Origin of the sequence: Anaerotignum sp. (assembly GCF_017483025.1) — a bacterium.
Classification (GTDB): Bacteria; Bacillota; Clostridia; order Lachnospirales; family Anaerotignaceae; genus Anaerotignum_A.
The window spans coordinates 35,344-61,003 of sequence record NZ_JAFUMA010000010.1; the positions used below are offsets into that span (position 1 = coordinate 35,344).

The 25,660-nt window shown below is 46.6% G+C and carries 26 protein-coding genes, 1 tRNA gene and 1 other annotated feature; of the genes, 25 read left to right on the forward strand and 2 right to left on the reverse strand.

The annotated features are described in order from the left end of the window. The first annotated feature begins 23 nt into the window (after positions 1–23). The 6 genes from whiA (at position 24) to IJ369_RS00625 (ending at position 5,010) form a co-directional block, all read left to right on the forward strand. Positions 24–974, forward strand: a complete 951-nt coding sequence (gene whiA, locus IJ369_RS00600) for a DNA-binding protein WhiA (protein ID WP_290714757.1) — start codon at positions 24–26, stop codon at positions 972–974. Next, positions 971–1,213 (forward strand): HPr family phosphocarrier protein, encoded by a 243-nt coding sequence (locus tag IJ369_RS00605; RefSeq protein WP_290714760.1) that lies wholly within the window; start codon positions 971–973, stop codon positions 1,211–1,213. The genes whiA and IJ369_RS00605 overlap by 4 nt, the downstream gene beginning before the upstream one ends. A gap of 181 nt (positions 1,214–1,394) precedes the next feature. After that, positions 1,395–1,880 carry a QueT transporter family protein gene (locus IJ369_RS00610; RefSeq protein WP_290714763.1) on the forward strand — a complete coding sequence of 162 codons (486 nt, stop codon included), beginning with the start codon at positions 1,395–1,397 and terminating at the stop codon, positions 1,878–1,880. A 115-nt stretch (positions 1,881–1,995) separates the two neighbouring features. Next, positions 1,996–2,241, forward strand: a binding site (T-box leader). 115 nt (positions 2,242–2,356) lie between these two features. After that, positions 2,357–3,334 carry an ABC transporter substrate-binding protein gene (locus IJ369_RS00615; protein ID WP_290714766.1) on the forward strand — a complete coding sequence of 326 codons (978 nt, stop codon included), beginning with the start codon at positions 2,357–2,359 and terminating at the stop codon, positions 3,332–3,334. A 25-nt stretch (positions 3,335–3,359) separates the two neighbouring features. Next, the gene (locus IJ369_RS00620) at positions 3,360–4,244 is read left to right on the forward strand and encodes an ABC transporter permease (RefSeq protein ID WP_290714769.1); all 885 of its coding nucleotides are present in this window, start codon (positions 3,360–3,362) and stop codon (positions 4,242–4,244) included. Next, complete coding sequence (locus IJ369_RS00625; RefSeq protein ID WP_290714772.1) at positions 4,237–5,010, forward strand: ABC transporter ATP-binding protein; 774 nt, start codon at positions 4,237–4,239, stop codon at positions 5,008–5,010. The genes IJ369_RS00620 and IJ369_RS00625 overlap by 8 nt, the downstream gene beginning before the upstream one ends. Positions 5,011–5,072: 62 nt before the next feature. Here IJ369_RS00625 and IJ369_RS00630 read toward each other — a convergent pair whose 3' ends face one another. Beyond that, complete coding sequence (locus IJ369_RS00630; RefSeq protein WP_290714774.1) at positions 5,073–6,434, reverse strand: D-alanyl-D-alanine carboxypeptidase family protein; 1,362 nt, start codon at positions 6,432–6,434, stop codon at positions 5,073–5,075. 148 nt (positions 6,435–6,582) lie between these two features. On the opposite strand from IJ369_RS00630, the gene IJ369_RS10790 reads away from it, so the two are divergent. The 7 genes from IJ369_RS10790 to holA all read left to right on the forward strand — a co-directional run bounded on the left by IJ369_RS10790 (position 6,583) and on the right by holA (position 13,418). After that, a complete protein-coding gene (locus IJ369_RS10790; protein WP_330612868.1) occupies positions 6,583–6,975 on the forward strand; it encodes a ComEA family DNA-binding protein in 393 nt (130 codons plus the stop codon). A gap of 12 nt (positions 6,976–6,987) precedes the next feature. Further along, positions 6,988–7,677, forward strand: coding sequence for a response regulator transcription factor (locus IJ369_RS00640; protein WP_290714777.1), 690 nt, complete (start codon positions 6,988–6,990; stop codon positions 7,675–7,677). Beyond that, positions 7,658–8,920, forward strand: a complete 1,263-nt coding sequence (locus IJ369_RS00645) for a sensor histidine kinase (RefSeq protein WP_290714780.1) — start codon at positions 7,658–7,660, stop codon at positions 8,918–8,920. Before IJ369_RS00640 ends, IJ369_RS00645 begins: the two co-directional genes overlap by 20 nt. Then, entirely contained in the window at positions 8,881–9,108 is a 228-nt protein-coding gene (locus IJ369_RS00650) for an ATP-binding protein (protein ID WP_290714783.1), read from the forward strand. The genes IJ369_RS00645 and IJ369_RS00650 overlap by 40 nt, the downstream gene beginning before the upstream one ends. Positions 9,109–9,123: 15 nt before the next feature. Next, positions 9,124–10,083 (forward strand): GerMN domain-containing protein, encoded by a 960-nt coding sequence (locus IJ369_RS00655; protein ID WP_290714786.1) that lies wholly within the window; start codon positions 9,124–9,126, stop codon positions 10,081–10,083. A gap of 91 nt (positions 10,084–10,174) precedes the next feature. Continuing rightward, positions 10,175–12,451 carry a DNA internalization-related competence protein ComEC/Rec2 gene (locus tag IJ369_RS00660; RefSeq protein ID WP_330612878.1) on the forward strand — a complete coding sequence of 759 codons (2,277 nt, stop codon included), beginning with the start codon at positions 10,175–10,177 and terminating at the stop codon, positions 12,449–12,451. Beyond that, positions 12,417–13,418, forward strand: a complete 1,002-nt coding sequence (gene holA, locus IJ369_RS00665) for a DNA polymerase III subunit delta (protein WP_290714790.1) — start codon at positions 12,417–12,419, stop codon at positions 13,416–13,418. The genes IJ369_RS00660 and holA overlap by 35 nt, the downstream gene beginning before the upstream one ends. Positions 13,419–13,466: 48 nt before the next feature. On the opposite strand, the gene IJ369_RS00670 is transcribed toward holA, so the two are convergent. Next, positions 13,467–14,705 carry a DNA polymerase Y family protein gene (locus IJ369_RS00670; RefSeq protein WP_290714793.1) on the reverse strand — a complete coding sequence of 413 codons (1,239 nt, stop codon included), beginning with the start codon at positions 14,703–14,705 and terminating at the stop codon, positions 13,467–13,469. Between the two features lie 185 nt (positions 14,706–14,890). On the opposite strand from IJ369_RS00670, the gene IJ369_RS00675 reads away from it, so the two are divergent. The 12 genes from IJ369_RS00675 to coaBC all read left to right on the forward strand — a co-directional run bounded on the left by IJ369_RS00675 (position 14,891) and on the right by coaBC (position 25,560). After that, the gene (locus IJ369_RS00675) at positions 14,891–15,715 is read left to right on the forward strand and encodes a metallophosphoesterase (RefSeq protein ID WP_290714796.1); all 825 of its coding nucleotides are present in this window, start codon (positions 14,891–14,893) and stop codon (positions 15,713–15,715) included. 86 nt (positions 15,716–15,801) lie between these two features. Then, complete coding sequence (locus IJ369_RS00680; RefSeq protein WP_290714798.1) at positions 15,802–16,317, forward strand: peptidylprolyl isomerase; 516 nt, start codon at positions 15,802–15,804, stop codon at positions 16,315–16,317. A gap of 62 nt (positions 16,318–16,379) precedes the next feature. Then, a tRNA-Leu gene (locus IJ369_RS00685) sits at positions 16,380–16,463 on the forward strand. A 177-nt stretch (positions 16,464–16,640) separates the two neighbouring features. Next, positions 16,641–18,044, forward strand: a complete 1,404-nt coding sequence (locus tag IJ369_RS00690; protein ID WP_290714801.1) for a S1C family serine protease — start codon at positions 16,641–16,643, stop codon at positions 18,042–18,044. Between the two features lie 167 nt (positions 18,045–18,211). Beyond that, complete coding sequence (locus tag IJ369_RS00695) at positions 18,212–19,309, forward strand: PfkB family carbohydrate kinase (RefSeq protein WP_290714804.1); 1,098 nt, start codon at positions 18,212–18,214, stop codon at positions 19,307–19,309. Between the two features lies 1 nt (position 19,310). After that, complete coding sequence (locus tag IJ369_RS00700) at positions 19,311–20,231, forward strand: pseudouridine-5'-phosphate glycosidase (protein ID WP_290714807.1); 921 nt, start codon at positions 19,311–19,313, stop codon at positions 20,229–20,231. Between the two features lie 153 nt (positions 20,232–20,384). Then, a complete protein-coding gene (locus tag IJ369_RS00705; RefSeq protein ID WP_290714810.1) occupies positions 20,385–21,539 on the forward strand; it encodes a radical SAM protein in 1,155 nt (384 codons plus the stop codon). A 13-nt stretch (positions 21,540–21,552) separates the two neighbouring features. Further along, entirely contained in the window at positions 21,553–21,750 is a 198-nt protein-coding gene (locus IJ369_RS00710) for a FeoB-associated Cys-rich membrane protein (protein WP_290714812.1), read from the forward strand. Between the two features lie 114 nt (positions 21,751–21,864). After that, positions 21,865–22,782, forward strand: coding sequence for a hemolysin family protein (locus IJ369_RS00715; RefSeq protein WP_290714815.1), 918 nt, complete (start codon positions 21,865–21,867; stop codon positions 22,780–22,782). A 16-nt stretch (positions 22,783–22,798) separates the two neighbouring features. Further along, positions 22,799–23,314, forward strand: a complete 516-nt coding sequence (locus IJ369_RS00720; RefSeq protein WP_290714818.1) for a ferritin — start codon at positions 22,799–22,801, stop codon at positions 23,312–23,314. Positions 23,315–23,433: 119 nt separating this feature from the next. Beyond that, complete coding sequence (locus tag IJ369_RS00725) at positions 23,434–24,240, forward strand: DUF4397 domain-containing protein (RefSeq protein ID WP_290714821.1); 807 nt, start codon at positions 23,434–23,436, stop codon at positions 24,238–24,240. Positions 24,241–24,366: 126 nt separating this feature from the next. Next, positions 24,367–25,560, forward strand: coding sequence for a bifunctional phosphopantothenoylcysteine decarboxylase/phosphopantothenate--cysteine ligase CoaBC (coaBC, locus tag IJ369_RS00730; RefSeq protein WP_290714823.1), 1,194 nt, complete (start codon positions 24,367–24,369; stop codon positions 25,558–25,560). Positions 25,561–25,660 lie beyond the last annotated feature (100 nt).

Consider the following 25,660-nt stretch of genomic DNA (forward strand, 5'->3'; position numbering starts at 1 on the left):
CTTAACGGAAAGGAGGGGCAATTTTGTCATTTTCGTCTAAGGTTAAGGGTGAGTTATCCCTTCATTTTGGAAATGGGCGACATTGCGAAATCGCGGAAACGGCAGCCTTTGTCAATATCTGTGGACAGACGGCAGCCTTTGACGGTGATTTTTGTTTAAAAATCCAAACGGAAAATTTACATGTCGTGAAAAAGTGCTTTACATTATTGCAAAATACTTTTAATATTATAGCGGATGTATCTGTACGAACCAGCGGGCAGAAGCACCAGTATACACTTCTGGTGAGAGACCCCGCTCAGACAGAAACGCTTCTGCGGGCAACAGGGATGTTGTTTGCGGAAGAGGGGAAGAAAAAATTAGTGAAGCGGATTTATCCGCCCGTTGTCGGCAGTATTTGCTGCCGCAGGGCTTATATCCGCGGAGCTTTTCTTTCTGTTGGTTCTGTGAGCGATCCGGAGAAGAATTACCATCTGGAATTCGTCTTGGCAGATATGACATCCGCTGAGCAGCTGCGAGATCTGGTCAATGCCTTTGGGCTGGATGCGAAGGTGGTGGAACGGAAGGAACACTTCGTCGTATATCTGAAGGAGGGCGAGCAGATCGTTGATTTGCTGAACGTGATGGAAGCGCCTCTGGCGTTGATGGATCTGGAAAATGTCCGTATCGTCAAGGAAATGCGCAATGACATCAATCGTAAGGTCAACTGCGAAACAGCGAACCTGAACAAAGTGGTCGGGGCGGCTGTGAAGCAGCTGGAGGATATCAATTATATCGAAGCGACCATTGGCCTGAACAGCCTGCCTGAGCAGCTGGCAGAAGTGGCAAGGCTTCGATTGGAATATCCGGATAAAAGCTTGAAAGAACTGGGTTCTTTCCTGATGACGCCTGTAGGCAAATCCGGCGTCAACCACAGACTGCGTAAGATCAGCAACATTGCTGAAGCGCTAAGAGAGGGTAAAGGTGAGGTAGAATGACACAGAAATCAATTACCATCAAAGCATCCCTGGATGCAAGACAGGCTGCATATTTTGTGCAGACAGCAGGCAAATTTGAATCTGAAATCCAGGTGAGCATTGATGAAAAAAGAATCAATGCAAAAAGCATCATGGGTACCATCGCCCTGAATATGCAGGAAGGTCAGACAGCACTGATCACAGCGGAAGGTGCTGATGAAGCAGCAGCAGTAGAAGAACTGGCAGCTGTACTGGCATGATTTTTTAACCGCAATCATACTTACATAAAAAAAGCCCCGCAAAAGCGGGGTTGATTTATTTCAGAAAATACGCTATAATAACGAAGCAAATCAATAAAGCGAGATGTACCTGCGAAGGATACCGGAAACGACCAGGGTATCTGACCATCTCGTAAAACAAAAAACAGGAGGTCATTTTTTAATGGAAAAAAACAGAGTGAACACAAAATTTTTAGTTTCTACGGCATTGATCGCAGCGGTCTATGTGGTGATGACACTGGCAATCGCACCTTTGAGCTTCAGCATGATCCAAGTGCGTGTTTCAGAAGTGTTGATGCTGATGGCATTCATTGATAAGAAGTATGCCCCCGGTTTGGTTCTGGGCTGCTTCATCGCCAATTGCTTCAGTCCTTTTGGTCTGATGGATATTGCCTTTGGCACGACCTGCACAGCGGCGGCTCTCTGGGGCATCACAAGACACAGCAAGACCCTTTTCGGCGCAAGCCTCTGGGCGGTGTTCTGCAATGCTTTCATCGGCATTGAGCTGTATTTGTTTGGCAGTCCACTGCTCTTGAGCATGGTGACAGTAGCCATCGGGGAATTCCTTTCCGTATCCGTTGTGGGTTATGCATTGTTCCGCCAGTTGATGAAAAATCCTATGCTGATGGAGAGATTGAAAATCGCATAAAAATGACAAAATGAGGACTTTCTAGACTGGAAGTCCTTATCTTTTACATTTGTCCTTTTTACAGAAACACTATTGACAAATAAAAACAGAGTGATATAATCAAGATATCCAAATAGAGAAACCAGTGATTAAGAGGAGTAGCCTTTCAAATCAGCTTACAGAGAGCCGCGGATGGTGGGAGCGTGGCAGTGTGAGGATTGGTGAATGGACTTATGAGGGCGGTCGAAAGCAAAAGCGAGTAGAAACCGACGGGGAGCGCACCCGTTACCAGGGCGTGACTGTATGGCTGTACAGTGGTAAGAGCGGATGATTTTTCATCAATTTGGGTGGTACCGCAGGATATTCAAGTCTTGTCCCATAGAAATATGTGGATAAGGCTTTTTTTATTATCTGCGGAAGAAAAGCTCACATAAACAGTCGAGAAGAGAATAGACGAGAAAAAGAAATAAAACAAGATTAGAAAAGGAGAGAGTATTATGAAGAAATTTATGGCAATGACAATGGCAATGGTAATGACAGCAATGGCACTGACAGGCTGCGGCGGCGGTGCGGAAGAAGGCACGGCAAGCGGTGATATCCCTGTGATCGGCATCAACCAGTACGGCCAGCATGCATCTCTGGATAACTGCCGTGAAGGGTTCCTGTTGGGTCTGGAAGAAGCAGGCCTGGTGGAAGGCGTTGACTTTGAAATTGATTACCAGAATGCCGGTTTTGATGATAATATCGCAACACAGATCGCACAGAACTTCTCTGCAAACGATGTTGCATTGATGTGCGCTATCGCAACACCTTCTGCAACAGCATGCTACGCAGCAGCAGAAGATAAAGACATCCCTGTAATCTTCACAGCGATCACAGACCCTGAAGAAGCAAAACTGACAGGCGGCAACATCACAGGCACCAGCGATAAGTTGCCCATCGAAGGCCAGCTGCAGCTGATCCGCCAGATGCAGCCCGATGCAAAAACCATCGGTATCCTTTACACAACAAGCGAACCGAACTCTGTTTCCGCAGTAAGAGAATATGAAGAAAAAGCAGGCGACTATGGCTTTACCATCGAAGCTTTGGGCGTTATGACACAGGCTGAAGTAAACCAGGCAACAGATACCCTGATCTCCAAAGGCGTTGATTGCTTCACAAATCTGACAGATAATAACGTAGTAGGCGTTCTGCCTTCTATCCTGGAAAAAACAAATGAAGCTGGTATCCCCGTATATGGTTCCGAAATCGAACAGGTAAAACTGGGCTGTGTTGCTTCCGCAGGTATCGAATATATCGCTCTGGGTAAGCAGACAGGCGCAATGGCAGCAAAGATCCTGAAAGGCGAAGCAGCTGCAACAGATATGCCTTACGAAACAATTTCCGAATTTGAAATCTATGTAAATCCCGATGCAATGGCTGCTCTGGGCGTTAGTGCAGAGGTAGAAAATGCCATCGATGTAACTGCAGAATGATTTTCTGCATAGAAAGAGGTAACCCATGTTTGATTTGATCATCAGCACGTTGACGCAGGGCTTTATTTACGCCCTGCTGTCCTACGGCATTTATATCACATATAAAATACTGGACTTTCCTGATCTGACGGTAGACGGCAGCTTCCCTTTGGGGGCAGCCATTGCCGCGGTGCTTCTGGTAAAGGGTATGAATCCCTTTGTGGCACTTCTGGCAGCGATTCTGGTGGGGGCAGTGGCAGGTCTGGTCACAGGCATCATCCATGTAAAATTTGGCGTCAGAGACCTGCTGGCAGGTATCATTACCATGACAGCTCTGTTTTCCATCAACCTGCAGATCGCAGGCTCCAATCTGGCAGTGGAACGCGCCATCGATACCATCTTCACATCCGGCCCCATCATGACAATTATGGGGAATTCTTCCCTGATGATGCGCAAATTCGTGATGTCCCTGATCGTAGCGCTGATCTTCAAATTCATTCTGGACTGGTATCTCAGCACAAAGAGCGGCATGCTGCTTCGTGCCGTTGGTGATAACAGCACACTGGTGACTACATTGGCGAAGGATAAAGGCATCGTAAAGATCGTTGGTCTGGTCGTTGCAAATGCTCTGGTGGCACTTTCCGGCGCCATGGTTTGTATGGAACAGAGAGCCTTCTCCAGCACTATGGGTACAGGTCAGATGGTCTTTGGTCTGGCGGCAGTTATCATCGGTACGACTTTGTTCCGTAAGCTGAGCTTTGCAAAAGGTACGACAGCTGTTCTGGTGGGCAGCGTGTTCTATAAAGCATGTATCCAGGTTGCCATCAGCCTGGGCTTGCCTGCAAACCTGATGAAACTGGCAACAGCAGTGCTGTTCCTGGTGGTTCTGGTTTTAGGCAACAAACAGAAGGGTGGTGCGGAACGTGCTTGAACTGAAACACATTAAAAAAATCTATAACCCTGGCACCATTTCCGAAACCCAGTTGTTTGATGACTTTAACCTGACAGTGCCCGATGGGGAATTCCTTTCCATCGTTGGCAGTAATGGTTCCGGTAAAACATCCATGCTGAATATCATCTGTGGCAGCATTCCCATTCAGGGTGGCGAAGTGCTGATTGGAGGCAAGGATATTGCAAAAATGAAGGATTTCCAGAGATATCGCACCATTGGTCGTGTCTATCAGGACCCTTCTGCAGGCACATGCCCCAATCTGACTATGCTGGAAAATATGTCTCTGGCAGATAATAAGGGCAAACCCTTTGGCCTGGGCAGAGGTATTAATAAAGCAAGAGAAAATTATTACAAAGAACAGCTTTCTATTCTGGGACTGGGCCTGGAAAATAAGATGAATGTGAAACTGGGTGCCCTTTCCGGTGGTCAGAGACAGGCAGCGACACTGATCATGGCGACCCTGACGCCTATCGAATTCCTTATTCTTGATGAACATACAGCCGCTCTGGACCCTAAGACTGCAGACATCATCATGGAACTGACAGATAAGGTCGTAAAAGAAAAGAAATTGACAGCCATGATGGTAACCCATAACCTGCGCTATGCGGCGGATTATGGCAGCAGACTGATCATGATGGATAAAGGTCATATCGTGCTGGATAAAGGCGGCGAGGAAAAGGCAAAAACGAAAGTGGATGATATTCTGGATATCTTCACGGAAATCAGTATCGAGTGCGGTAACTGATTCAATTATATAGGTAAAATAATAGACCCCAAACCATTTGGTTTGGGGTTTTAATATGTTTATTAACGATGTCTTCTGGTAGTATTTCTGCGTCTTCTTCTGCGATTTTTTCGGCGTTTTTTATACTGCAGATACCCAATTGTACGAGTGATGCAGATGAGGATGATAAATACAAGAATGAGGATACCCACGCCAATGCCGATCTTCTTCAAAATGCCTGTAAAGGAGGATTTATCCAATTCCGCTTTCTGTTCGTCTGTCAGTGCATCTACGGCATTCTGGGCAACCAGATCGACAGTCTTGAGGGTTTCGCCGTTGAGAGTGACGTTCAGTGTGCCCACCACCTGGCCTTCTGTTACAGGGCCTTCCATGGTCTCAGGAATATCCATTTCTACTTTCACAGCAGAAACATCGGTTCCTTTGGGCAGGGTGGCGTATATGTCCTCTGCGGGGGCAACAGTGGCCGTACCCAGCTCCACAGGCTTTTCATTATAGGTTTCTGTTACCTTCACGGTAGCCGTATGGTCTGCGGCAGAAGCTACCTTTACAGATTCATAATTTTGAAAGCCATAATCGAAAAGGGCGGCAGTATCGGTGTAATGTTCTGCACCATAGCATTTCATCACAACAGCGATCAACTCCATGCCGTCTCGTTCGGCGTAAGTCACCAGAGTGTTCAAGGCTTCATTGGTGAAGCCTGTTTTGCCGCCGGTGGCATCTTCATAATAATAAATGGAATTGGGGTTCAGCATCTGATGCTGTCCATGGAGATAGCGGGTCTCTGTCTGCAGATTGGTGGGAGGGATTTCGTAATCCGTTTCGCTCATGATATTGCGATATTCCTCGTGGGTCAGCAGTTCTTTTGCGATGAGAGCCATGTCGTAGGCGGTGGTGTAGTGGTTTTCATCATGAAGCCCATTGGCATTGACAAAATTCGTATTTTTACAGCCCAGTTCCTTAGCCCGTTCTGTCATATGCTTTGCAAATTCTTCCGTAGAGCCGTCTACATATTCTGCTACACCATTGGAGGCTTCATTGGCAGAGCGCAGGATGATGGCACGGAGTACCTGCTCCAGAGTCAGGGTTTCTCCTTCCATAATAGCGATATGGGCGCTGCCCGGTTCGATATTGTAGACAGCATCGTGGGAAAAGGTGATCTGGTCGGTCAGCTTGCCATGCTCTAAAGCCAGCAGGATGGTCATCAGCTTTGTGATGCTGGCGGGGTACATCTTCTGGTCAGCATTTTTGCTGTACAACACTTCGCCGCTGGCTGCGTCCATGAGGACGGCTGTTTCAGAGGCCAGGGTCAATTCGGGTGCAGTCACTGTATCATTTGTTTCGGAAGGGACTTCTTCTGCAAAAACGGAAAAAGAAGGGAAAATAAAGGAAAGAGCCAACAAGAGTGGCAGAAATCTTTTTTTCATGGGATTCTCCTATATGTTTATTTGAAAAAATACGTTCGATATGTTAAAATGTCCATAGTCGTGTGGTATGCACTTTTTTCGGAATAAGGCACGCACATTAAAAATTATACCAGAATTATTTGGAAAGAAAAAGAGGTTTGGATTAAAGTTGCGTGAAAAAGGCTTTGTTGCAAAAATCGGAATAGAACGGCTGAAGCTATTGGCAGTTATGGCATTTTTCCTGCTGAGCGGCGTTTTTTATAGCCACAGCTTTTATGCGGGGGAACTGGATATAGGTACACCCATTTCCGCGGAAGAGATCGGTGCGAAGGAAGAAAACACGGTCTATGCGGAGGAAATGATGGGGAAACTTGATATCAACACTGCTACGGCAGAGGAGCTGACTCGCCTTTCCGGCATCGGCAAAAAGCGCGCAGCGGATATCATCACATACAGAGAAGCAAACGGAGGCTTTACCCGTATCGAGGATATCATGAATGTATCCGGCATTGGGGAGAAGACATTTGAAAAAATAAAAGAAGAGATCACAGTGGGAGAATAAGGAGGGCTGAAAATGGCTTATCAGATTTTGGTAGTAGATGACGAAAAATTGATCGTAAAAGGCATCAAATTTTCTTTGGAACAGGACGGCATGGAGGTAACAGCGGCATACGACGGGGAAGAAGCCCTGCAGTATATCAAGGAGAAAAACTTTGACCTGGTGGTGCTGGATGTAATGCTGCCCAAAATGGACGGCCTGCAGGTTTGCCGTGAGACAAGAGAATTTTCTCAGGTGCCCATCATCATGGTAACGGCAAAGGGCGAAGATATGGATAAGATCATGGGATTGGAATACGGCGCCGATGACTATATCACAAAACCCTTCAATATTCTGGAACTGAAGGCACGTATCAAGGCCATCCTGCGCCGCAGCGTAAAGAAAGCACCTGCGGAGCCTGCTGCGAAAAACGTATTGAAGGCAAGAGACCTGGAGCTTTCCTTTGACAGCAGACGCGTATTCATCAGTGGCAGGGAAGTGAACCTGACAGCCAAGGAATTCGACTTATTGGAGCTTTTGATGGAAAATCCCGGCAAAGTCTACAGCAGAGAAAAGTTGCTGGATACTGTATGGGGCTATGATTATCCCGGCGATGTGCGTACGGTGGATGTGCATGTGCGCCGTTTGAGAGAAAAGATCGAAGCAAATCCTAGTGAACCAAAATATATCTTTACAAAATGGGGAGTTGGTTACTATTTTAACTAATCAGAACGAGCAGAAAAAAATCCCGTTCATCAGCCTGCGCTGGTTCCTGCTTTTGGCCTATGCGGTGGCAGGTATCCTTCCGCTGCTGCTCCTTGCCAGCACCATGCTCCATTCTGTACAGGGCTATTTTGTAGAGGAACGCAAAAAGGAGCTGCTTAGTCAGGCCAATGTCATTTCAGGCCAGCTGACATCCTCCAGCTTTCTTTTTGATGAAGAGGACAGAGGCGATATGGAGGAACTGATCCTGGAGACCAGCCAGAATGAGGACTATCGTATCCTGGTTTTGGATTCCTCCTGCGTGGTGGTTTATGATACGGGTTATGAAGATGTAGGAAAAACCATCCTTTTGCCGGAAGTGGTACAGGCTTTGGATGATAAGGATACAGCAAAAGAACAGAAGGATGGGTCTGTCCATGCGGCAGCTTCCATTATGGGCGCGGCAGACCGCAAGGTAGGTGTTGTGCTGATTGCCGACGGCATGCGGGATGTCCATGATATCGTTGGGGATATCGGGAAGGAGGCTTATCTCCTGCTGGGCGCTATCGTTGTGCTTCTGTTCATCATTATGGTCGTAGTTTCCAAGGTATTTACAGAACCTGTGAAAAACCTGATCAGCGTCATCCAGAAAATGTCCGAAGGGCATTTTGAACAGCGGGCGAAGGTCAGCAGCAGGGTGCATAACGAGATTGCGGATCTGGCCATTGCCTGCAATCAGATGGCGGATCAGCTGGAAAAGGTAGAATCCACCCGTCAGCAGTTTGTATCAAATGTATCCCATGAATTGAAAACGCCCCTTAGCTCCGTGAAGGTGCTGAGTGAATCCATTTTGCTGATGGAAGATGTGCCCAAGGAAATGTATGTGGAATTCCTTCATGATATCAATTCCGAGGTCGACCGTATGACAGAAATCATCAATGACCTGCTGACCCTGGTTAAATTGGATCAGAAGGAAATCCCTCTGAATTTCAAGGAAACAGACCTGAACCAGATGATGGAAGGTATCATCAAACGGCTGCAGCCCCTGGCGGATAACAAAGGGGTATCCCTCCAATGGGAGGCAGCGAAGGAAGTGCGCGCAGATGCTGATGAAATGAAACTTTCTCTGGCAATCTCCAATCTGGTGGATAATGCCATCAAATATACGCCTGCGGAGGCATCGTCAGGGTGGCGTTGGATGCAGACCATCAGAATGTATTTTTCAGCGTGGCAGATACAGGTATTGGTATCCCTGAAAATGAAGTAGGTCGTATTTTTGAGCGATTCTATCGTGTAGATAAAACAAGAGACAGAGAAACAGGCGGTACAGGTCTGGGTCTGTCTATCACCCATAGTACCATTATGATGCATAAAGGCAGCATCAAGGTAAACAGCAAGGAAGAGGAAGGCACGACGATCCTGGTACGTATCCCTCTGAAACAGCAAAACCAGTAAGGGAGGAGGAATTTTATGGCAAACCGAGAGGGGCTTTTTCGCAAAGCCATTGCTTTGATCATTGCTCTGGTCATTTTGATTCCTTGTTCCGTTCTGATTTATGATGCGGTGATTGCATCAGGAGAGGAAAAAGTAGAATTTTATTATATGATGAGTGACGGGAAGATGAAGCCCATCGAAAAAGATATTCGCGGCGAAAATATGGAAGATACGTTGCTGACAGCTTTGAATACCCTGAAGGAAGGACCGAAAACGGAAGGGGTATCTCCCTCTGTTCCCCAGGATGTGGAGTTCCTTTCTGTTGCGCTGGTCAATAACATTGCGATCATCGATGTTTCCGATGCATATTACGCTATGAAGAGTACGGCTGAGGTCATCTGCCGCTCTTCCATCGTCTGGACATTGACTTCTCTGGATTTTGTAGAGGGGGTTGAAATTACCGTAGAAGGAAAATCTCTGTCTACGCCCACCGGGGAGAAAATCGGCCCCATGAATCGCAGCAACGTGATCATCGATGGGGAAGCGATCGCAGCAGAAACGACGGAATATGCGATCCTGACGCTGTATTTTTCCAATGCGGACGGCACAGATCTGGCTGTGGAAGAACGTGTAGTGGAGGTAAATGCAAACCAGACCAGAGAAAAGACCATTCTGGAACAGTTGATCGCCGGCCCTGTGGAAAAGGACTGCGTGGGCACGATTCCTGCGGAAACGAAGATCAGAGATGTGACAACGACCAATGATGGTACCTGCTATGTAAATCTGAGCGAAGATTTCGTTCTGAAGCACAGCGGCGGGGAAAGGGCAGAACTCCTGACGGTGTATTCCATCGTCAATTCCCTTTGCGAATTGGATCATGTCGATAAGGTGCAGTTCCTGATCGAAGGGAAGAAGCTGGATGAATTTAAGGGGAATTTGCAGTTTAAAACACCATTTACTGCGGTCAGCAGTTTGAAAACGGCAGAGATACAATAATTAGGAGTAAGGCAACATGAAACGTCCGATTGTTTGGGCAACAATTTTCACAATATGTGGCATTTATATGAGACTAGGCATATCAGAGATGATGTGTCTGGTCTCTTTTATTTTTATAAGCGTAATAATATCACGATTTGTGATAAAAGAAAAAAGCGCGAGATATCTTCTGTTGCTGCTTTTTACCGTTTTTGGCTTTCTTTCTGCGGATTATCATTTGCAGCCAACGGATGATGGAATGCTGATAGGTGTTGTGAAAGGGGAAGGTGTGATCAGAGAAGCCGGGCTGACTGCATCGGGAAATCAGAAGTTGACGATTCTCTGTGATCTGGAGGATACAGATGGAACTGCTTTGCAGGATGTGAAGCTCTATGCTATCTGGAGCGGAGCAGACCGCTATTCGGTAGGGGAGCGGGTCGGCTTCTCCGGGGAACTGGTTCCTTTCTACGCTCCTTCCTATCCTGGTGGATACGATGAGGAATTATTTCTGACAACAAAAGGGTATGACTGCAAGATGTATCCTGAAACGATAGAGTATCTGGGGAAGGACACCTTTCTTTTTTCTGTTCTTGCAAGAGGGCGCGCTCGTCTGCACTCTGTTTTGGACAGCATCCTGCCTGCGGAGGAAAGCGGCATTATGAAAGCCATGCTGACAGGGGAAAAGGATGATATACCCGATGACGGATATAAATTGTATACAAAAGCAGGGGTCGTTCATGTCCTTTGTATTTCCGGCTTACATATGTCTATCCTTGCCATGTATGTGGCCGTTTTCGTAGAGAAAATACTGGGACAGAGCAGAAGAACATCCGCCCTGGTGACGATGGTGGCTGTCCTTGGCTTTCTGCTGTTCATCGGGCCATCGCCTTCTGCCGTGCGGGCGGCGACGATGATTTGTATCGTGATGCTGGGGAGGGTGTTCTTCCGCCTTTCGGACAGGCTGAATAATATTGCCGCTGCAGCGCTGCTGATTTTGACCATCCAGCCCTTGTATCTCTTTCATGCAGGCTTTCAGCTTTCCTTTATGACGGTCATTGGCATCTGCATCGGCATCAGCAAAATGGAGGAAAAACAGAAAAAGCACAGGGGCAAACTGGACTGGCTGAAGGAAAGTTTCCTGGTGTCTTTGTATGCATCTTTATTCAGCTATCCAATCGTGGCATATCATTTTTATTCTGTTTCCACAGTGAGTATCCTGGCAAATCTTGTGATCGTGCCCTTGAGTGGGCTCCTGCTGGGTTTCGGTATCCTCAGTGCCATTCTAGGGTTATTTTGGCTTCCTGCGGGCGTTTTTGCTGCAGGCAGTGTTTATGCTATCCTGCGGATATTCAAAATCACCTGTACGCTGCTGATTCAATTGCCTTTTTCTTATGCACTGACGGGGCGTCCCTCTGGGGCAGTGATCCTGCTGTATTATCTGATTTTATTTTGGTTCATCGAATTCGGAAAGAGGAAAGGCAGCTGGAAGGTTGGTGCGGCTCTTTCTGCAGCTATGTTCTGTGCAGTTTTCGAAAATGCCCTCTTTCGTAAGGAAAATAGCGTTACATTTCTTGATGTGGGTCAGGGGGATGCAGCAGTTATTTCCACATACGATGGGAAAATGTACCTCATCGATGGCGGCGGCGTTTACGGCAGGGAATTTGGGGAAAATGTAGGGAAAAAGATCGTTCTGCCTTATCTGGAATCCCTGGGCGCATCTAAGTTGGAGGGGGTATTCCTTTCCCATCCTGACAGCGACCATATGACGGGCCTGCTGGAGGTTTTGGAAACGATACCGACAGATGGACTGTATCTTTCTGACTTTTCCTTTGAGGAAACAGAAGAACTGCTTCTTTTGAAAGAAAAGGTAGAAAATTTCCATGTTCCACTGTATACTATAAAAATGAGCGACATGTCTGAGGAGAAGGATTTTGTGTGCTTGTATCCCATTGAAGATGTTGCCTTTCGTGATGGCGATGACAACCATGGCTCTATGGTGCTGAAATATACCTATGGCGGCACAGAAGTTCTGTTTACAGGGGATATTTCTGCAGAGGATGAACGGTTCCTTTTGGAGCAGGGGGAGGATGTTTCCGCAGATATTTTGAAGGTGTCTCATCACGGCTCGAAATATAGCTCTGATGCAGCATTTCTGCAGGCTGTTTCGCCAAAGGCGGCAGTCATTTCCTGCGGCGCAAAAAACCTCTACGGGCACCCCCATGCCGATACCTTGAAAAGGCTGGAGGAAACGACAGGAGAAATTTATCGTACAGATACAGACGGTGCTGTTCTGGTGACATTGAAGCAGGATGGCACATTTGAAATAGAAACCATGACGGAAAGGAAGCCGTTATATGAAGACCTTAAAGAAAAACTGGAAAAACAATGAATTCAGCCGATGCTATTTGTTTTACGGCACGGAGACTTATTTGATAAAGGATTATGAGGCAGCCCTAACAAAGGCCATCCTGCCCGATGGCGCAGAAATAATGAATCACGATATTTTTGAGGAAAAGCGTACTACGGCGGCAGCTATCATGGATGCGGCGGAGACTATGCCGTTTCTCAACGAAAAGAGATTGGTGACGGTTCGCAATAGTGAATTTTTCCAAAAAGGCGGCAGAAAGGAAGAGGGCGACAATCTGAAGGAATTTCTGGCTGACCTACCTGATACGGTCTGCCTGCTGTTTATCGAGGAAAAGGCGGAAAAGACCAACGGCCTCTATAAGGCGGTGGCAAAATACGGACAGGCAGTGGAATTTAAAAAACCTACAGAGAAAGACCTGGGCACCTGGATCAAAAAGCGCTGCAAAGATAACGGCATGGAAATGAGCGAAGGGGTGCTGAACCTCTTTTTGCAGACCGTAGACCATGACATGGAAAATATCGATGGAGAACTGCAGAAGTTGATTGCCTATAAAGGAGAAGAAGCTGAGGTCAAAGCGGAGGATATCCGCGCCGTATGTACGGTCTCTCTGGAGGCCCGTGTGTTCGATCTGGTGCGGGCTGTGGCGGAAAAACGTCCTGAAAAAGCTGTGCAGGTCTATCGCACATTGCTTTCCATGAAGGAATCGCCCTATATGGTGCTGTCTCTGATCACCAGACAGTTTCGCCTGATTTTGGAGACTATGCTCCTTTCCAAAAGCGGCATGACCAATGATATGATTGCGGCAAAGCTGGAGATCAGAGATTTTGCTGTGAAGGAATATCTGCGGCAGTCGAAGCGTTTTCCTGTGGAGGGTTGGAAAAAGGCTTTGCGGGATTGTCTGCAGGCAGATCTGGATATCAAAACAGGCAAAGCCCAGGAAGAGACAGCCGTAGAAATGCTCATTATGAAATATAGTGCATCTGAATAAAATGATAAAACCAGAAGGAACCTTGAATAGAAAAGGTACTTCTGGTTTTTATTTTAAAATATCATTGTTTATTTTCATTTTTCCCGCAAAGGCTTTTCCTTCCCCGTTGGCGAAGGTGGAGCGGCGGACGGTGTTTTTCCCGTATTTCAGGCGGATGGCATCCATGGCGGTATCGGCCTTTTTCTGCTTGTTCCAGTCATTATCCAGGATGGAAAGCTGTACGCAGTCCTCTTCACAAAGCTTCCCTGCACGGATGCCTAAAAGTCGCAAAGGTTCCTTTTTCCAGACCTCATCAAAGATTTCTTTGGCTGTTTCATAGACGGCATTGGTGCAGTCAACAGCATTAAGTAGCTGCTTCTGGTGGGAATAGACCTTGAAATCGGAAGATTTCAGGGTGACGGCAATTTCCTGGGCGCAAAGCTTGCTGCAGCGCAGGCGCATGGAGACTGTTTCTGACAGAGAAAGCAGGATACGATAGGCGGTATCTTTATCCGTCACATCGAAGGGGGTAGTAGTGCTGTTGCCGATGGATTTCATTTCGGATTGATGGTCAGCGGGGGCAACGGGCGTGTCGTCGATGCCGTTGGCGTAGGCGTGCATCATCTTCCCGAAGCTTTTGAATTCCTTTTCCAGCAAGGCCTGAGGGTATTTTGCCAGTTCTCCGATGGTATGGATGCCCATTTCATGCAGACGGGGCACCGTGCGTCGTCCTACCATAAAAAGCTCACCCACAGGCAGCGGCCACAGTTTTTTTTCGATTTCTTCGGGGAAAAGGGTGATGAGCTTATCAGGTTTTTCCAGCTCGCCTGCCATCTTTGCCAGCAGCTTATTGGAGCTGACGCCTACATTGACTGTGAAGCCCAGTTCCTTTTTGATGCGCTGGCGGATTTTTTCGGCGGTTTCCAAAGGTGGGCCGAGTAGCCGTTCCATGCCCGTATAATCCAGAAAGCCCTCATCGATGCTGAATTGTTCGATACGGTCGGAATATTCCGAAAGGATTTCAAACATGGCTCTGGAGAACTGAGAATATAACGGAAAATTGGGCGGGAAGCAGACCAACTCAGGGCATTTCTGCAAAGCCATGCCGATGGGCTCCCCTGTGGTGACGCCATATTTTTTTGCAGGGTTAGACTTAGCGAGGATGATGCCGTGGCGGCTTTCGCTGTCGCCTCCGATGGCAGAGGGGATGGTGCGGATATCCAGTTCTTCGCCCTGGTTCAGGCGGTCTACGGCTGTCCAACTCAAAAATGCGCTGTTTACATCGATATGAAAAATAACTCTGGACATGACATCATCTCCTTGTAAGTAAATTTGAAAACCGAACATATATTCTTATTTTAGTGTAGCACGTTTTTTGTATTTTTACAATGGGAAAGGGCAGATTTTTTAATCCAGTGTTCATTGAAAGAAAGGCATATCTCCTTTATAATGAAGAAAAGCGGAATGGCGCAAAAGAAAAGAGGGTGAAAACCATGAAATATAAAAAGACCATGGGCTGTATCTGTGGAGGTCTGCTATTGGGGGCATTCCTTTACTGGCAGAATAACGGCCTGATGCTGACAAAAATGACATATAAAGGGGAAATCCCCGAAAGCTTTGATGGCTATAAGATTTTGCAGGTGGCAGACCTGCAGAATAAGGTCTTCGGTAAGGAGCAGGAGCCTCTCATTCGAAAAATCGAGCAGTCCTGCCCTGACATCATCGTGATGACAGGCGATCTGCTGGACAGACATGAAGGCAGAACAGACGTGGACAGTGCCATGGATTTCATCAAGGAGATTGTGAATATTGCCCCCGTGTATTTTGTTTCCGGTAACCATGAACATCAGAGCGGCGAATGGGAAAGATTGTCCGAGGAACTGGTTGATGCAGGCGTAACGGTTTTGAACAATGGCAAATCCATTATCGAGCGAAACGGAGAAACAATCACCCTTCTTGGTCTGGCGGATAAAAAGGTGAATCCATATTATGATAAGATGCTCCATACCCTGATGGCAGGGCAGGAGGAAAGCTTCAATGTTCTCCTTTCCCACAGACCGGAGCTGTTTGAAACATATGTAAAAGAAAATATCGATCTGGCCTTCACAGGCCATGCCCACGGCGGACAGATCGTTATTCCTTTCCTGAGACAGGGTATCTTTGCGCCCCATCAAGGTTTCTTCCCCAAATATACGGAGGGGATGCATGAAAAGGACGGCACGGTCATGGTGGTGAGTCGCGGCCTAGGCAACAGCAGTTTTCCTTTCCGTATCTTCAACAGACCAGAGTTGGTAGAGGTCACTCTTGAAAAGGAATAAGGGTTGTACAAATGGCAACGTTTGTGATAAACTAACTAAGATACGCGGAGACTTCCGCAAAATTTGAAAGAGAAAGGAAGATTCAAATGAATCCTATCGTAACATTTGAAATGAACGACGGCAGCATCATCAAAGCTGAGCTGTATCCCGAAATTGCGCCCAACACAGTAAACAACTTTATCTCTCTGGTGAAAAAAGGTTTCTATGACGGCAAAATTTTCCACAGAGTTATCCGTGGCTTCATGATCCAGGGCGGCTGCCCTGAAGGCACAGGCATGGGCGGCCCCGGCTATCATATTGCAGGCGAATTCAGCTGGGCAGGCTTCAAAAACGACCTGAAGCATACACCCGGTGTGCTTTCCATGGCAAGAGCAATGCATCCTCACAGCGCAGGCTCCCAGTTCTTCATCATGCATGAAACAAGCCCCCATCTGGATGGCCAGTATGCAGGCTTCGGCAAAGTCATCGAAGGCATGGATGTGGTAAATAAGATTGCTGCAACAAAAACAAACAGACAGGACAGACCTCTGGAAGACCAGGTAATGGTGAAAGTAACGGTAGATACTTTTGGGGTTGAGTATCCTGAGCCTACAAAAATGTAAAAAATAAATTTACTGCTTGCATTTCTATCCAAACTGTGATAGTATATTCAAGCAGTTGATTTGCGGATATGGCGGAACTGGCAGACGCATCAGACTCAAAATCTGACGCTGGTGACAGCGTGTGGGTTCGAGTCCCACTATCCGCACTGTAATGGGGATCTTGATAGCAAGATCCTCTTTTTTTGCATTAATGTTCCTCTAATAAACCTCTAAATAAAAAAACGAATTATTCACTGTACGTTCATACTTCGTTCAAATTCAGACTATATAATAACAGCATAAGATAAAAATAAAGCGAAGAAAAACGCATTGGAGGCATAGATATGTACGATTACGAAAACGACCCTAAAAAGAATGAACATGATAATTCCGTGGAGGGTTCTGTGGAAGAAAGAAACGAAGAGCCCCATGTGGATGGAGAATCCATCGAAATGGATGCAGAGGTGATTTCTGCAGAAGAAAAAACCAAGGAAACCCCCATAGATCAGCAGGCAGAGCAGACAGAAGCCCAGGCGGAGAGCAGAGAAGAGATGCCCCGTCCCTCTGTCAGAGAGTATCATTATGAAGAAAAAGTGAAAAAGACGAAGAAACCGGGAAAGAAAAAGGGCTGGGCGAAGTTCATCGCGGGCTGCCTGATTGTCAGCATTGCAGGCGGTACATCCATCGGCGCAGGCTATGGCATGATGCAGTATCGCTTCCAGAAAGACGCGGGTCTGGATACCATTTCCGTGACAGATACAGAAAATGTTTCCTTCCTGACGGACGGCCTTTCCACGGTGGATATTGTTAAGAAGGTAAAGCCTTCTGTTGTCAGCGTTTCCACAACTGTAACAGGCACAGCGAAATATTTCGGCAAATATGCCGTGCCCTATGAATCCGAAGGGGCTGGCAGCGGCGTTATCTTCTATTCTGATGATGATAAAGTAGCCATTGCCACAAATAACCACGTTATCGAAGGCGCAAATTCCATCTTCGTCACATTCGAAGGGGATATTAGTGTATCTGCAAAGGTCATCGGTACAAAGAGCGATTCTGACCTGGCGGTGCTGTCTGTTTCCTGGGACGACCTGAAGGCGGCAGGTATCGAAAAAGTAACAACAGCAACCTTCGGTGATTCCGATGCGCTGGAGGTGGGCGAATGTGTCATCGCCATCGGTAATGCCATGGGCATGGGTCTTTCCGCCACAGACGGTATCATCAGCATGAAGGGACAGACCATTAATGTAGACGGCAACAACCTGACTGTACTGCAGACCAGCGCAGCCATCAACAGCGGCAACAGCGGCGGCGCACTGGTGAACAGCAAGGGCGAAGTCATCGGCATCAATACGGCAAAATATAATTCTTCAATGGCGGAAGGTATGGGCTATGCTATTCCCAGCAACTACATCAAGCCTATCGTAGAAGAACTGCTGGAAACAGGCACACAGCCTAAACCCTATATCGGCATCACAGGTACAAGCATTACAGAAGAAAATGCGGAGCTGTATAAGTTGCCTGTGGGCGCACTGATCATGGAAGTGACAGAGAATGGCCCTGCGGCGAAGGCAGGCCTGGAAGTGGGCGATGTCATCACCCAGTATAACGGCAAGACAGTTATGGATATGGATACACTGGTAGAGCTGGTGAATGCAACGGAGATCGGCAAGACTGTGGATATCCATGTGGTGAGAAATGGACAGCAGAGCATCGATCTGAAAATTACGATTGGTGATAAAAATTCATAAATAAAATATTAAACAAAGAAAAAACAGACCCCGGCCAAAAAGAGTCGGGGTTTTTCTATGAAAAAGATTTTTTTTAAAAAAATATATATTTGATATTGACAGCAGCAGATGTTGTATTATAATAAATATTAGTTTAGGACGTAAGCAAATGTAAAGAAGGTGAAGGCTTGACACAAAGAGAAAGGGAAATCTTTGAGATCATCAAAAAGAACCCGATGATCGAGCAAAGTCAGATCGCTGCGATGCTGAATATCGCCCGCAGTTCCGTAGCGGTACATATTTCCAACCTGCAGAGAAAAGGCTATATCCTTGGCAAAGGCTATCTCCTGAAAGAGCAGGATTATGTTGTGGGCATTGGTGCTGCCAATGTGGATATCCACGGCCACAGCAAAAAGGCGATCAATCTGAGAGATTCCAACCCCGGCCATATGAACGTTTCTGCCGGCGGCGTGACCCGTAATGTCTGTGATAACCTTTCCAGACTGGGCGCCCCTGTCAAACTCATCACTGCTTTGGGTGATGACGTTTACGCAGAGCAGATTAAAAGTGAATGTGAAGCGGCGGGCATCGATCTGAGCCACAGCATGAAGGTGGAAAATCATCCATCTTCCACATATATCTCTATTTTGGATGAAAAAGGTGATATGTTTGTTGCCATGAGCGACATGAGCGTGCTGCAGAAGATGAGCGTGGAATTTCTGGAAACAAAAACAGGCGTTATCACTGGCGCAAAGATCATCACCTGCGACAGCGGCCTGCCTACGGAAGCACTGGAAGGCATCCTCGACCTTTTCGGCGCACAGCAGCCCGTATTCATCGACCCTGTTTCCTGTGCCTATGCGGAAAAGATCAAACCCTACGTGGGCAAATTCCATACCATCAAGCCCAACCGCATGGAACTGGAAATTCTGGCAGATATGTCTATCCAGAATAACGAAGACCTGAAAAAGGCCTGCGATATCGTTCTGGAAAAGGGCGTGGAACGCCTCTTCGTCAGCTTGGGCGGCGATGGTTGCTTCTATATGGATAGAAGCGGCACACAGCTGCAGCGCAAGCTGAAACCCCTGGAAGAAATGGTAAACGCTACTGGCGGCGGCGACGCTTTCATGGCGGCGGTCATTTATTCCACATTGAACAACTTTAACATCGAACAGACATTGGATTATGCGCTGGCGGCAGGGCTGGCAGCCATTTCCCATGAAAAAACCATCAACCCTTATATGAGTATCGACGTACTGGAAAAAATTTTAAAGGAGAGAAAATAAAATGAACCTGGAAAAATACCTGAGCATCACACCTGAAATCGAAGAAGCAATCAAAGCAGGCAAACCTGTTGTAGCACTGGAAAGCACAATCCTGAGCCATGGCATGCCTTTCCCTGAAAACGTAGAATTTGCACACAAAGTAGAAGAAATCGTACGTGGCGAAGGCGCTATCCCTGCAACAACAGCTATCCTGGATGGTAAACTGAAAGTTGGCCTGACAGCAGAAGAACTGGATCTGATGTGCAAAGGCGAAGGCGTTGGCAAAGTAAGCCGCCGTGACGTAGCAGTTTACGTTGCAGCAGGCAAACCCGGCGCAACAACAGTAGCTACAACAATGATGATCGCAGCTATGGCTGGCATCAAAGTATTCGCAACAGGCGGTATCGGCGGTGTTCACCGTGGTGCTGAAACAACAATGGACATTTCTGCTGACCTGCAGGAACTGGCAAAAACACCCGTTGGCGTTGTTTGTGCTGGTGCAAAATCTCTGCTGGATATCGGCCTGACACTGGAATATCTGGAAACAATGGGCGTTCCCGTACTGGGCATGGGTACAGATGATTTCCCTGCATTCTATTGCAGAAAGAGCGGCTTCGGCGTTGATTTCAATGTAGAAAGCCCTGAACTGTGTGCAAAGATCCTGAAAACAAAATGGGATCTGGGCTTGGAAGGCGGCGCAGTTATTGCGAACCCCATCCCCGAAGAATGGGAACTGGACTTCGATGAAATGGAAGCAGTTATCAACAAAGCGCTGGAACTGGCAAAAGAACAGGGTATTAAAGGTAAAGCAACAACACCTTTCCTGCTGAGCCACATCAAAGAAATCACAAAAGGCGTAGCATTCGCATCTAATAAAGAACTGGCATACAACAATGCGAGAATGGCATCCAAGATCGCAGTTGCAATGTCCAAAGAAGACTAATTTAAAAAATCAGGCACCCATCGAAAACCTCTTTTGTGGGTGCCTTTTTCATTCCTGAATTTCAGAGGCTGTTTTCCTTGCTTTTTCCTACCAATCTGCTACAATAAATAGATTAAGAGAATTTTTGATTTTTTGAACAAAGGAGAAACAATAATGGAAGAAATGGTTTTTCAAATCGGGCCTATTCGTCCCCCCAGCGAAGCCAATAGCCTGCTGCTGCGTGTGACGGTAAACTGTCCTTGGAATAGATGTAAATTTTGCATGCTTTATAAAAAATACGATTTCCATACTCGCCCTGTGGAGGATGTCAAAAAAGATATCGACACCATGGCGGAGTTGCGCGACCGTATCCTGCAGTATAAAACAGAAGACGACTGGGATATCGAAGCGATCAACAGAGATTATCAAACCCTGACAACAGACGACCAGCGCTGGTGCTATCAGATGGTATTCCGCTGGATGACAGAAGGGGACTGCAACTCCATTTTCCTGCAGGATGCCAATACCATGTGTCTGCGTGTCGATTGGCTGGCAGAGATCATCCGCTATGTCCGCGTAAAGCTGCCTGAGATCAAACGTATCACATCCTACGGCAGAGCGAATACACTGGCAAAGATCAGCCCCGAGGATTACAAATTGCTGAAGGAAGCAGGCTTAGACCGTATCCATTCCGGCTATGAATCCGGTTCTGACAAGGTTCTGGCTCTTATTGAAAAAGGCTGTACTCAGGAAGAGCAGATCATAGGCGGCAGAAAGGTAAGAGAAGCGGGTATTGAACTGTCTATTTATTTCATGCCCGGCGTTGGCGGCAAGGAACTTTCCGATGATAATGCAATCGAAACGGCAAAGGTTATCAATGCCGTAAACCCTAATTTCGTTCGTCTGCGTACTTTTGTTCTGCGTACAGGTTCCCTGATGGAGGAAGTCAGAGATGCCGGTGGATGGACGGAAGATACAGATATGAACAAACTGCTGGAAATCCGTAAATTGCTGGCGAATATTGATCCCAGCAAGGCAAATGGCAAGATCACCAGCGACCATATTATCAATCTGCTGCAGGAAGTCAATGGCGATATGGACAGAGATCTGCCCTGGATGCTGGAATATATCGATTCCTTCCTGGCATTGCCTGAATTGGAACAGAGAAAATACCAGCTGGCTCGCCGTATGGGCTTCCCTTTGGATTGGAAACAGCTTTGGCGTATGCGTGAAAGCGATAGACTTATCATCGAAGATCTGGCGAAAAATCTGGTCGATGAAAAAGAATGGGAAAAGAAACTCCACGCTTACATGGATCACTATATTTAAGGAGGTGTTGTAAATGACAACAGAAACTCTTTTTACTGCTATTATCCCAGCGATACTGATTTTCTTCCTGGTATTCTTCAATATCCGCAAGATGCAGAAACAGGCAAAGATCATGCGTATGGAACATGAAGGAAAATGCGGCAGTGGCTGTGCAGGCTGTGCCCACAGCAAAGGCTGCCATTCTGAAAAAAAGACAATCGATAAGAAATAATACAAAAGCCCTCGATTTTCGGGGGCTTTTCCCTCAACTTGACAGAACGGCCGTTTGCCTTTAAACTGATACTATGACAAACTGTCGATTTTTATTTTTTGGAGGATGATGATTTTGGAAGCTTATATAGCTTTGGTGTGTTCTCTTTTGTTGAATGCTGTTCTGCTGATCAAAATGGGGAACAAAAAAATTCGAGAACGTGAAAACAACGTGACGGAAGAAGAAATCCGCCAGATGGTAGATGCCGGTGGTGATAACGGCTCTATTGATGAAAATGAAAAGGAAATGATCAACAATATCTTTGAATTGGGGAATATTTCTGTAGGGAATATTGCTACCCATAGAACAGATATCGTTGCAGTCTCTTTGGATGCTACTCTGGAAGAAATCAAAAATGTAACTGCAGAAGAAAAATATTCCCGTATCGTGGTCTATGATGATAATATCGATAATATCGTCGGTGTATATCATGTAAAGGATATGGTCAAATATATTCTTGCGGACGTGACCCGCGTAGAAGAGGGCCACTTTCATCTGGAAGATATCCTGATGCAGCCTTATTTCATCCCTTTTTCCAAAAAGGTAGACGAGCTTCTGCAGGAAATGCAGCTGGAAAAGGTGCATATGGCAATCGTTATCGATGAATACGGCGGCACAGCAGGTATCGTTACCATGGAAGATATTATGGAAGAGATCTTCGGCAATATCTTCGACGAATATGACGAAGAGGAAGAAGAAGATATCACCCTTGTGGAAGAAAATGTTTACCGCATCGATGGTTCCACAGACCTGCCGGATGTGGAAGAACAGCTGGAGATCACCTTTGAAGAAAACGAAGATTACGATACCCTTGGCGGCTATATGATCGGTCAGCTGGGCCGTATCCCTGAAGAGGATGAAGTGATCGAAATGCGCCTGTGCGGCTGGCTGTTCCAGGTGGAAGCATTTGAAGAAAAGCGTATTTTAAAGGTACTTGCGACCAAATTGCCGGAAGAAGAGACGGCAGAAGAGGTTGTTGAAGAAGAAGTATAAAAAGGAGGAACTCATTATGTTAAATGAAAAAGTAGTAGCACTGCTGAATGATCAGATCAATAAAGAATTTTATTCCGCATATCTGTATCTGGATTTTTCCAATTTCTATGAAGATAAGGGCCTTGACGGCTTTGCAAACTGGTATCGTATCCAGGCGCAGGAAGAAAGAGACCATGCGCTGCTGTTCTATGATTACCTGCACAATAACAGTGAAAAAGTAACACTGGGCGCCATCGCTGCTCCCGATGTGGAAATGAATGAACTGGCTGATCCCCTGCATGCTGGCTTGAAACATGAACAGTATGTAACAGATCTGATCCATACGATCTATGCTGCAGCGAAGGAAGTGAATGATTTCCGCACAATGCAGTTCCGGGATTGGTTCGTAAAAGAACAGGGCGAAGAAGAAAAGAACGCCAACGACCTGATCACAAAAATGGAACTGTTCGGCAGCGACCCCAGATCTCTGTATCTGCTGGATCAGGAACTGGCTGCAAGAGTATACACAGCACCTTCTCTGGTTCTGGATTGATTTGTTCATAAGAGCACGGCGGATGCCGTGCTTTTTCTTTGCAGATTTTTGTGTACAGGCACAGGGGATTTTGTCTATCCATACCTTGAAAGAGAAAAGAACGAGAGGATGGAATTTCTATGCCCAATAATAACTGGTACGAAACAAGTGACGATATGCTGATGCCCCTGCCTTTGACGATGGAACAGGTCAATGAAACGGTGGATGAGATGACCCTGACGGAGGAAATGACCGATGATATGGCACGCCGCCGTTTTCCAAGCATTACCTTGCCCAATAATACCAATATTACCGTTATTCCCATCATCCCCGGCATCACTCTATATGGCTATATCCGTTTCCTGAACGCCAGTCCCGGGGAACAGCGGGTGGATATCTATGCCAACGGGCGAAAAGTGGCTTCTAATCTGCTCTATCGGGAATTTACGGAATATATGAAGGTCTTCCCCGGCTGGTACCGCATTGCTGTTTATCGGGCGGGCACCATCCGCAACCCTTTGACAGTCATGCGGATGCAGGTGCAGGCAAACAGCATTACGACCCTGGCGGTCATCGGCCTTTCTGGGGATATTTCTACGCTTGCCATCAATGATAGCCGCCGTTTCCTAAATCGGAATCGAGCATATGTCCGCTTTGTGCAGCTTTCCCCTAATGCGCCCACTATGGATGCCTACTGGGATGATGCTCTGGTGGTTTCCGAACTGAATTATCAGGATATCAGCCGCTATATGACCGCTGCCCCCGGCAGCCATAATCTGAAAATGCGGGATAGCCTCAGCGGGGCAAACCTGGTGGAACATCCCAATGTGCAGCTGGAAGGCGGCAAGGCCTATACCATCTATGTGGTAGGGGATATCAACGACAGAACAGGGCTGCAGGTTCTGGTGCCTTTAGAAGGCACAACCTATCTGGACTTTGGTGATTGATATTCGATAATTTAAATGGATTTTTTCCCGAAAAACCTTTGCGAAAGCTGTAATCTATGTTAAACTACTGTCAATGAGTGCCGCACCGGGCGGCAAAAAAGTACGATCGAAAAAAGGAGAATTATCATGTTAAAAGGGAAAACCGTTGTTTTAGGCGTAACAGGCAGTATCGCCGCTTATAAAATGGCAAATGTGGCAAGCATGCTGGTAAAGATGAATGCAGATGTTCACGTTATTATGACACAGAATGCATGCCAGTTTATTACACCTGTTACTTTCGAAACACTGACAGGAAATAAATGTATGGTAGATACATTCGACCGTAATTTCCAGTTCCATGTGGCTCATGTTTCCATTGCGAAAAAGGCTGACGTGCTGCTGATCGCTCCCGCATCTGCAAATGTGATCGGCAAGCTGGCAAACGGCATCGCAGATGATATGCTGACAACAACAGCAATGGCCTGCACATGCAAGACTATTATTGCTCCTGCTATGAATACAAATATGTACCATAAACCCATCCTGCAGGATAATCTGAAAAAACTGGAAGGTTATGGATTTGAGGTCATCGCTCCCGATAAGGGTGTTCTGGCATGCAGAGACGTCGGCGATGGTAAAATGCCCTCCGAAGATGTTCTGGTTGCTCATATCGTAAAAGAAATCGCTTACGAAAAAGATCTGGCAGGTATGAAGGTCATCGTAACAGCAGGCCCTACACAGGAAAGCGTTGACCCTGTTCGCTATATCACAAACCATTCCACAGGCAAAATGGGCTATGAACTGGCGAAGGCGGCAATGCTGCGCGGTGCAGAGGTTACACTGGTCAGCGGCGTCACATCTCTGGCAAAACCCCTGTTTGTAGATTATGTGCAGGTGAAAAGTGCAGGCGATATGTTCGAAGCCATGAAAGAACGCTTCCTGGATAACGATATCATCATCAAGGCGGCAGCCGTTGCGGATTATAAGCCCAAAAACTACAACGACGAAAAAACAAAGAAAAAAGACGGTGATATGTCTATCGAACTGGACAGAACTCAGGACATTCTGAAATATATGGGTGAACATAGAAGAGAAGGTCAGTTCTACTGCGGCTTCTCCATGGAAACCCAGAACATGCTGGAAAATTCCCGTGTGAAGCTGACAAAGAAAAATATCGACATGGTCGTTGCAAACAACCTGAAAGTAGCAGGCAGCGGCTTTGGCACAGATACCAACGTGGTAACAATGATCTCCAAAGAAGAAGAAATCGAACTGGAACTCTTGACAAAAGAAGAAGTAGCCCATAAGATTCTGGATCAGATCCTGAAATTGAAAAAGTAATTGAAATAAAGTGCCTTTCAAGCCCCGAGTTTCGGGGCTTTTTTCGTTGCGGATTTCTGTAAAATATTGTATGATAAAAGATAATGTATCTATCATATGG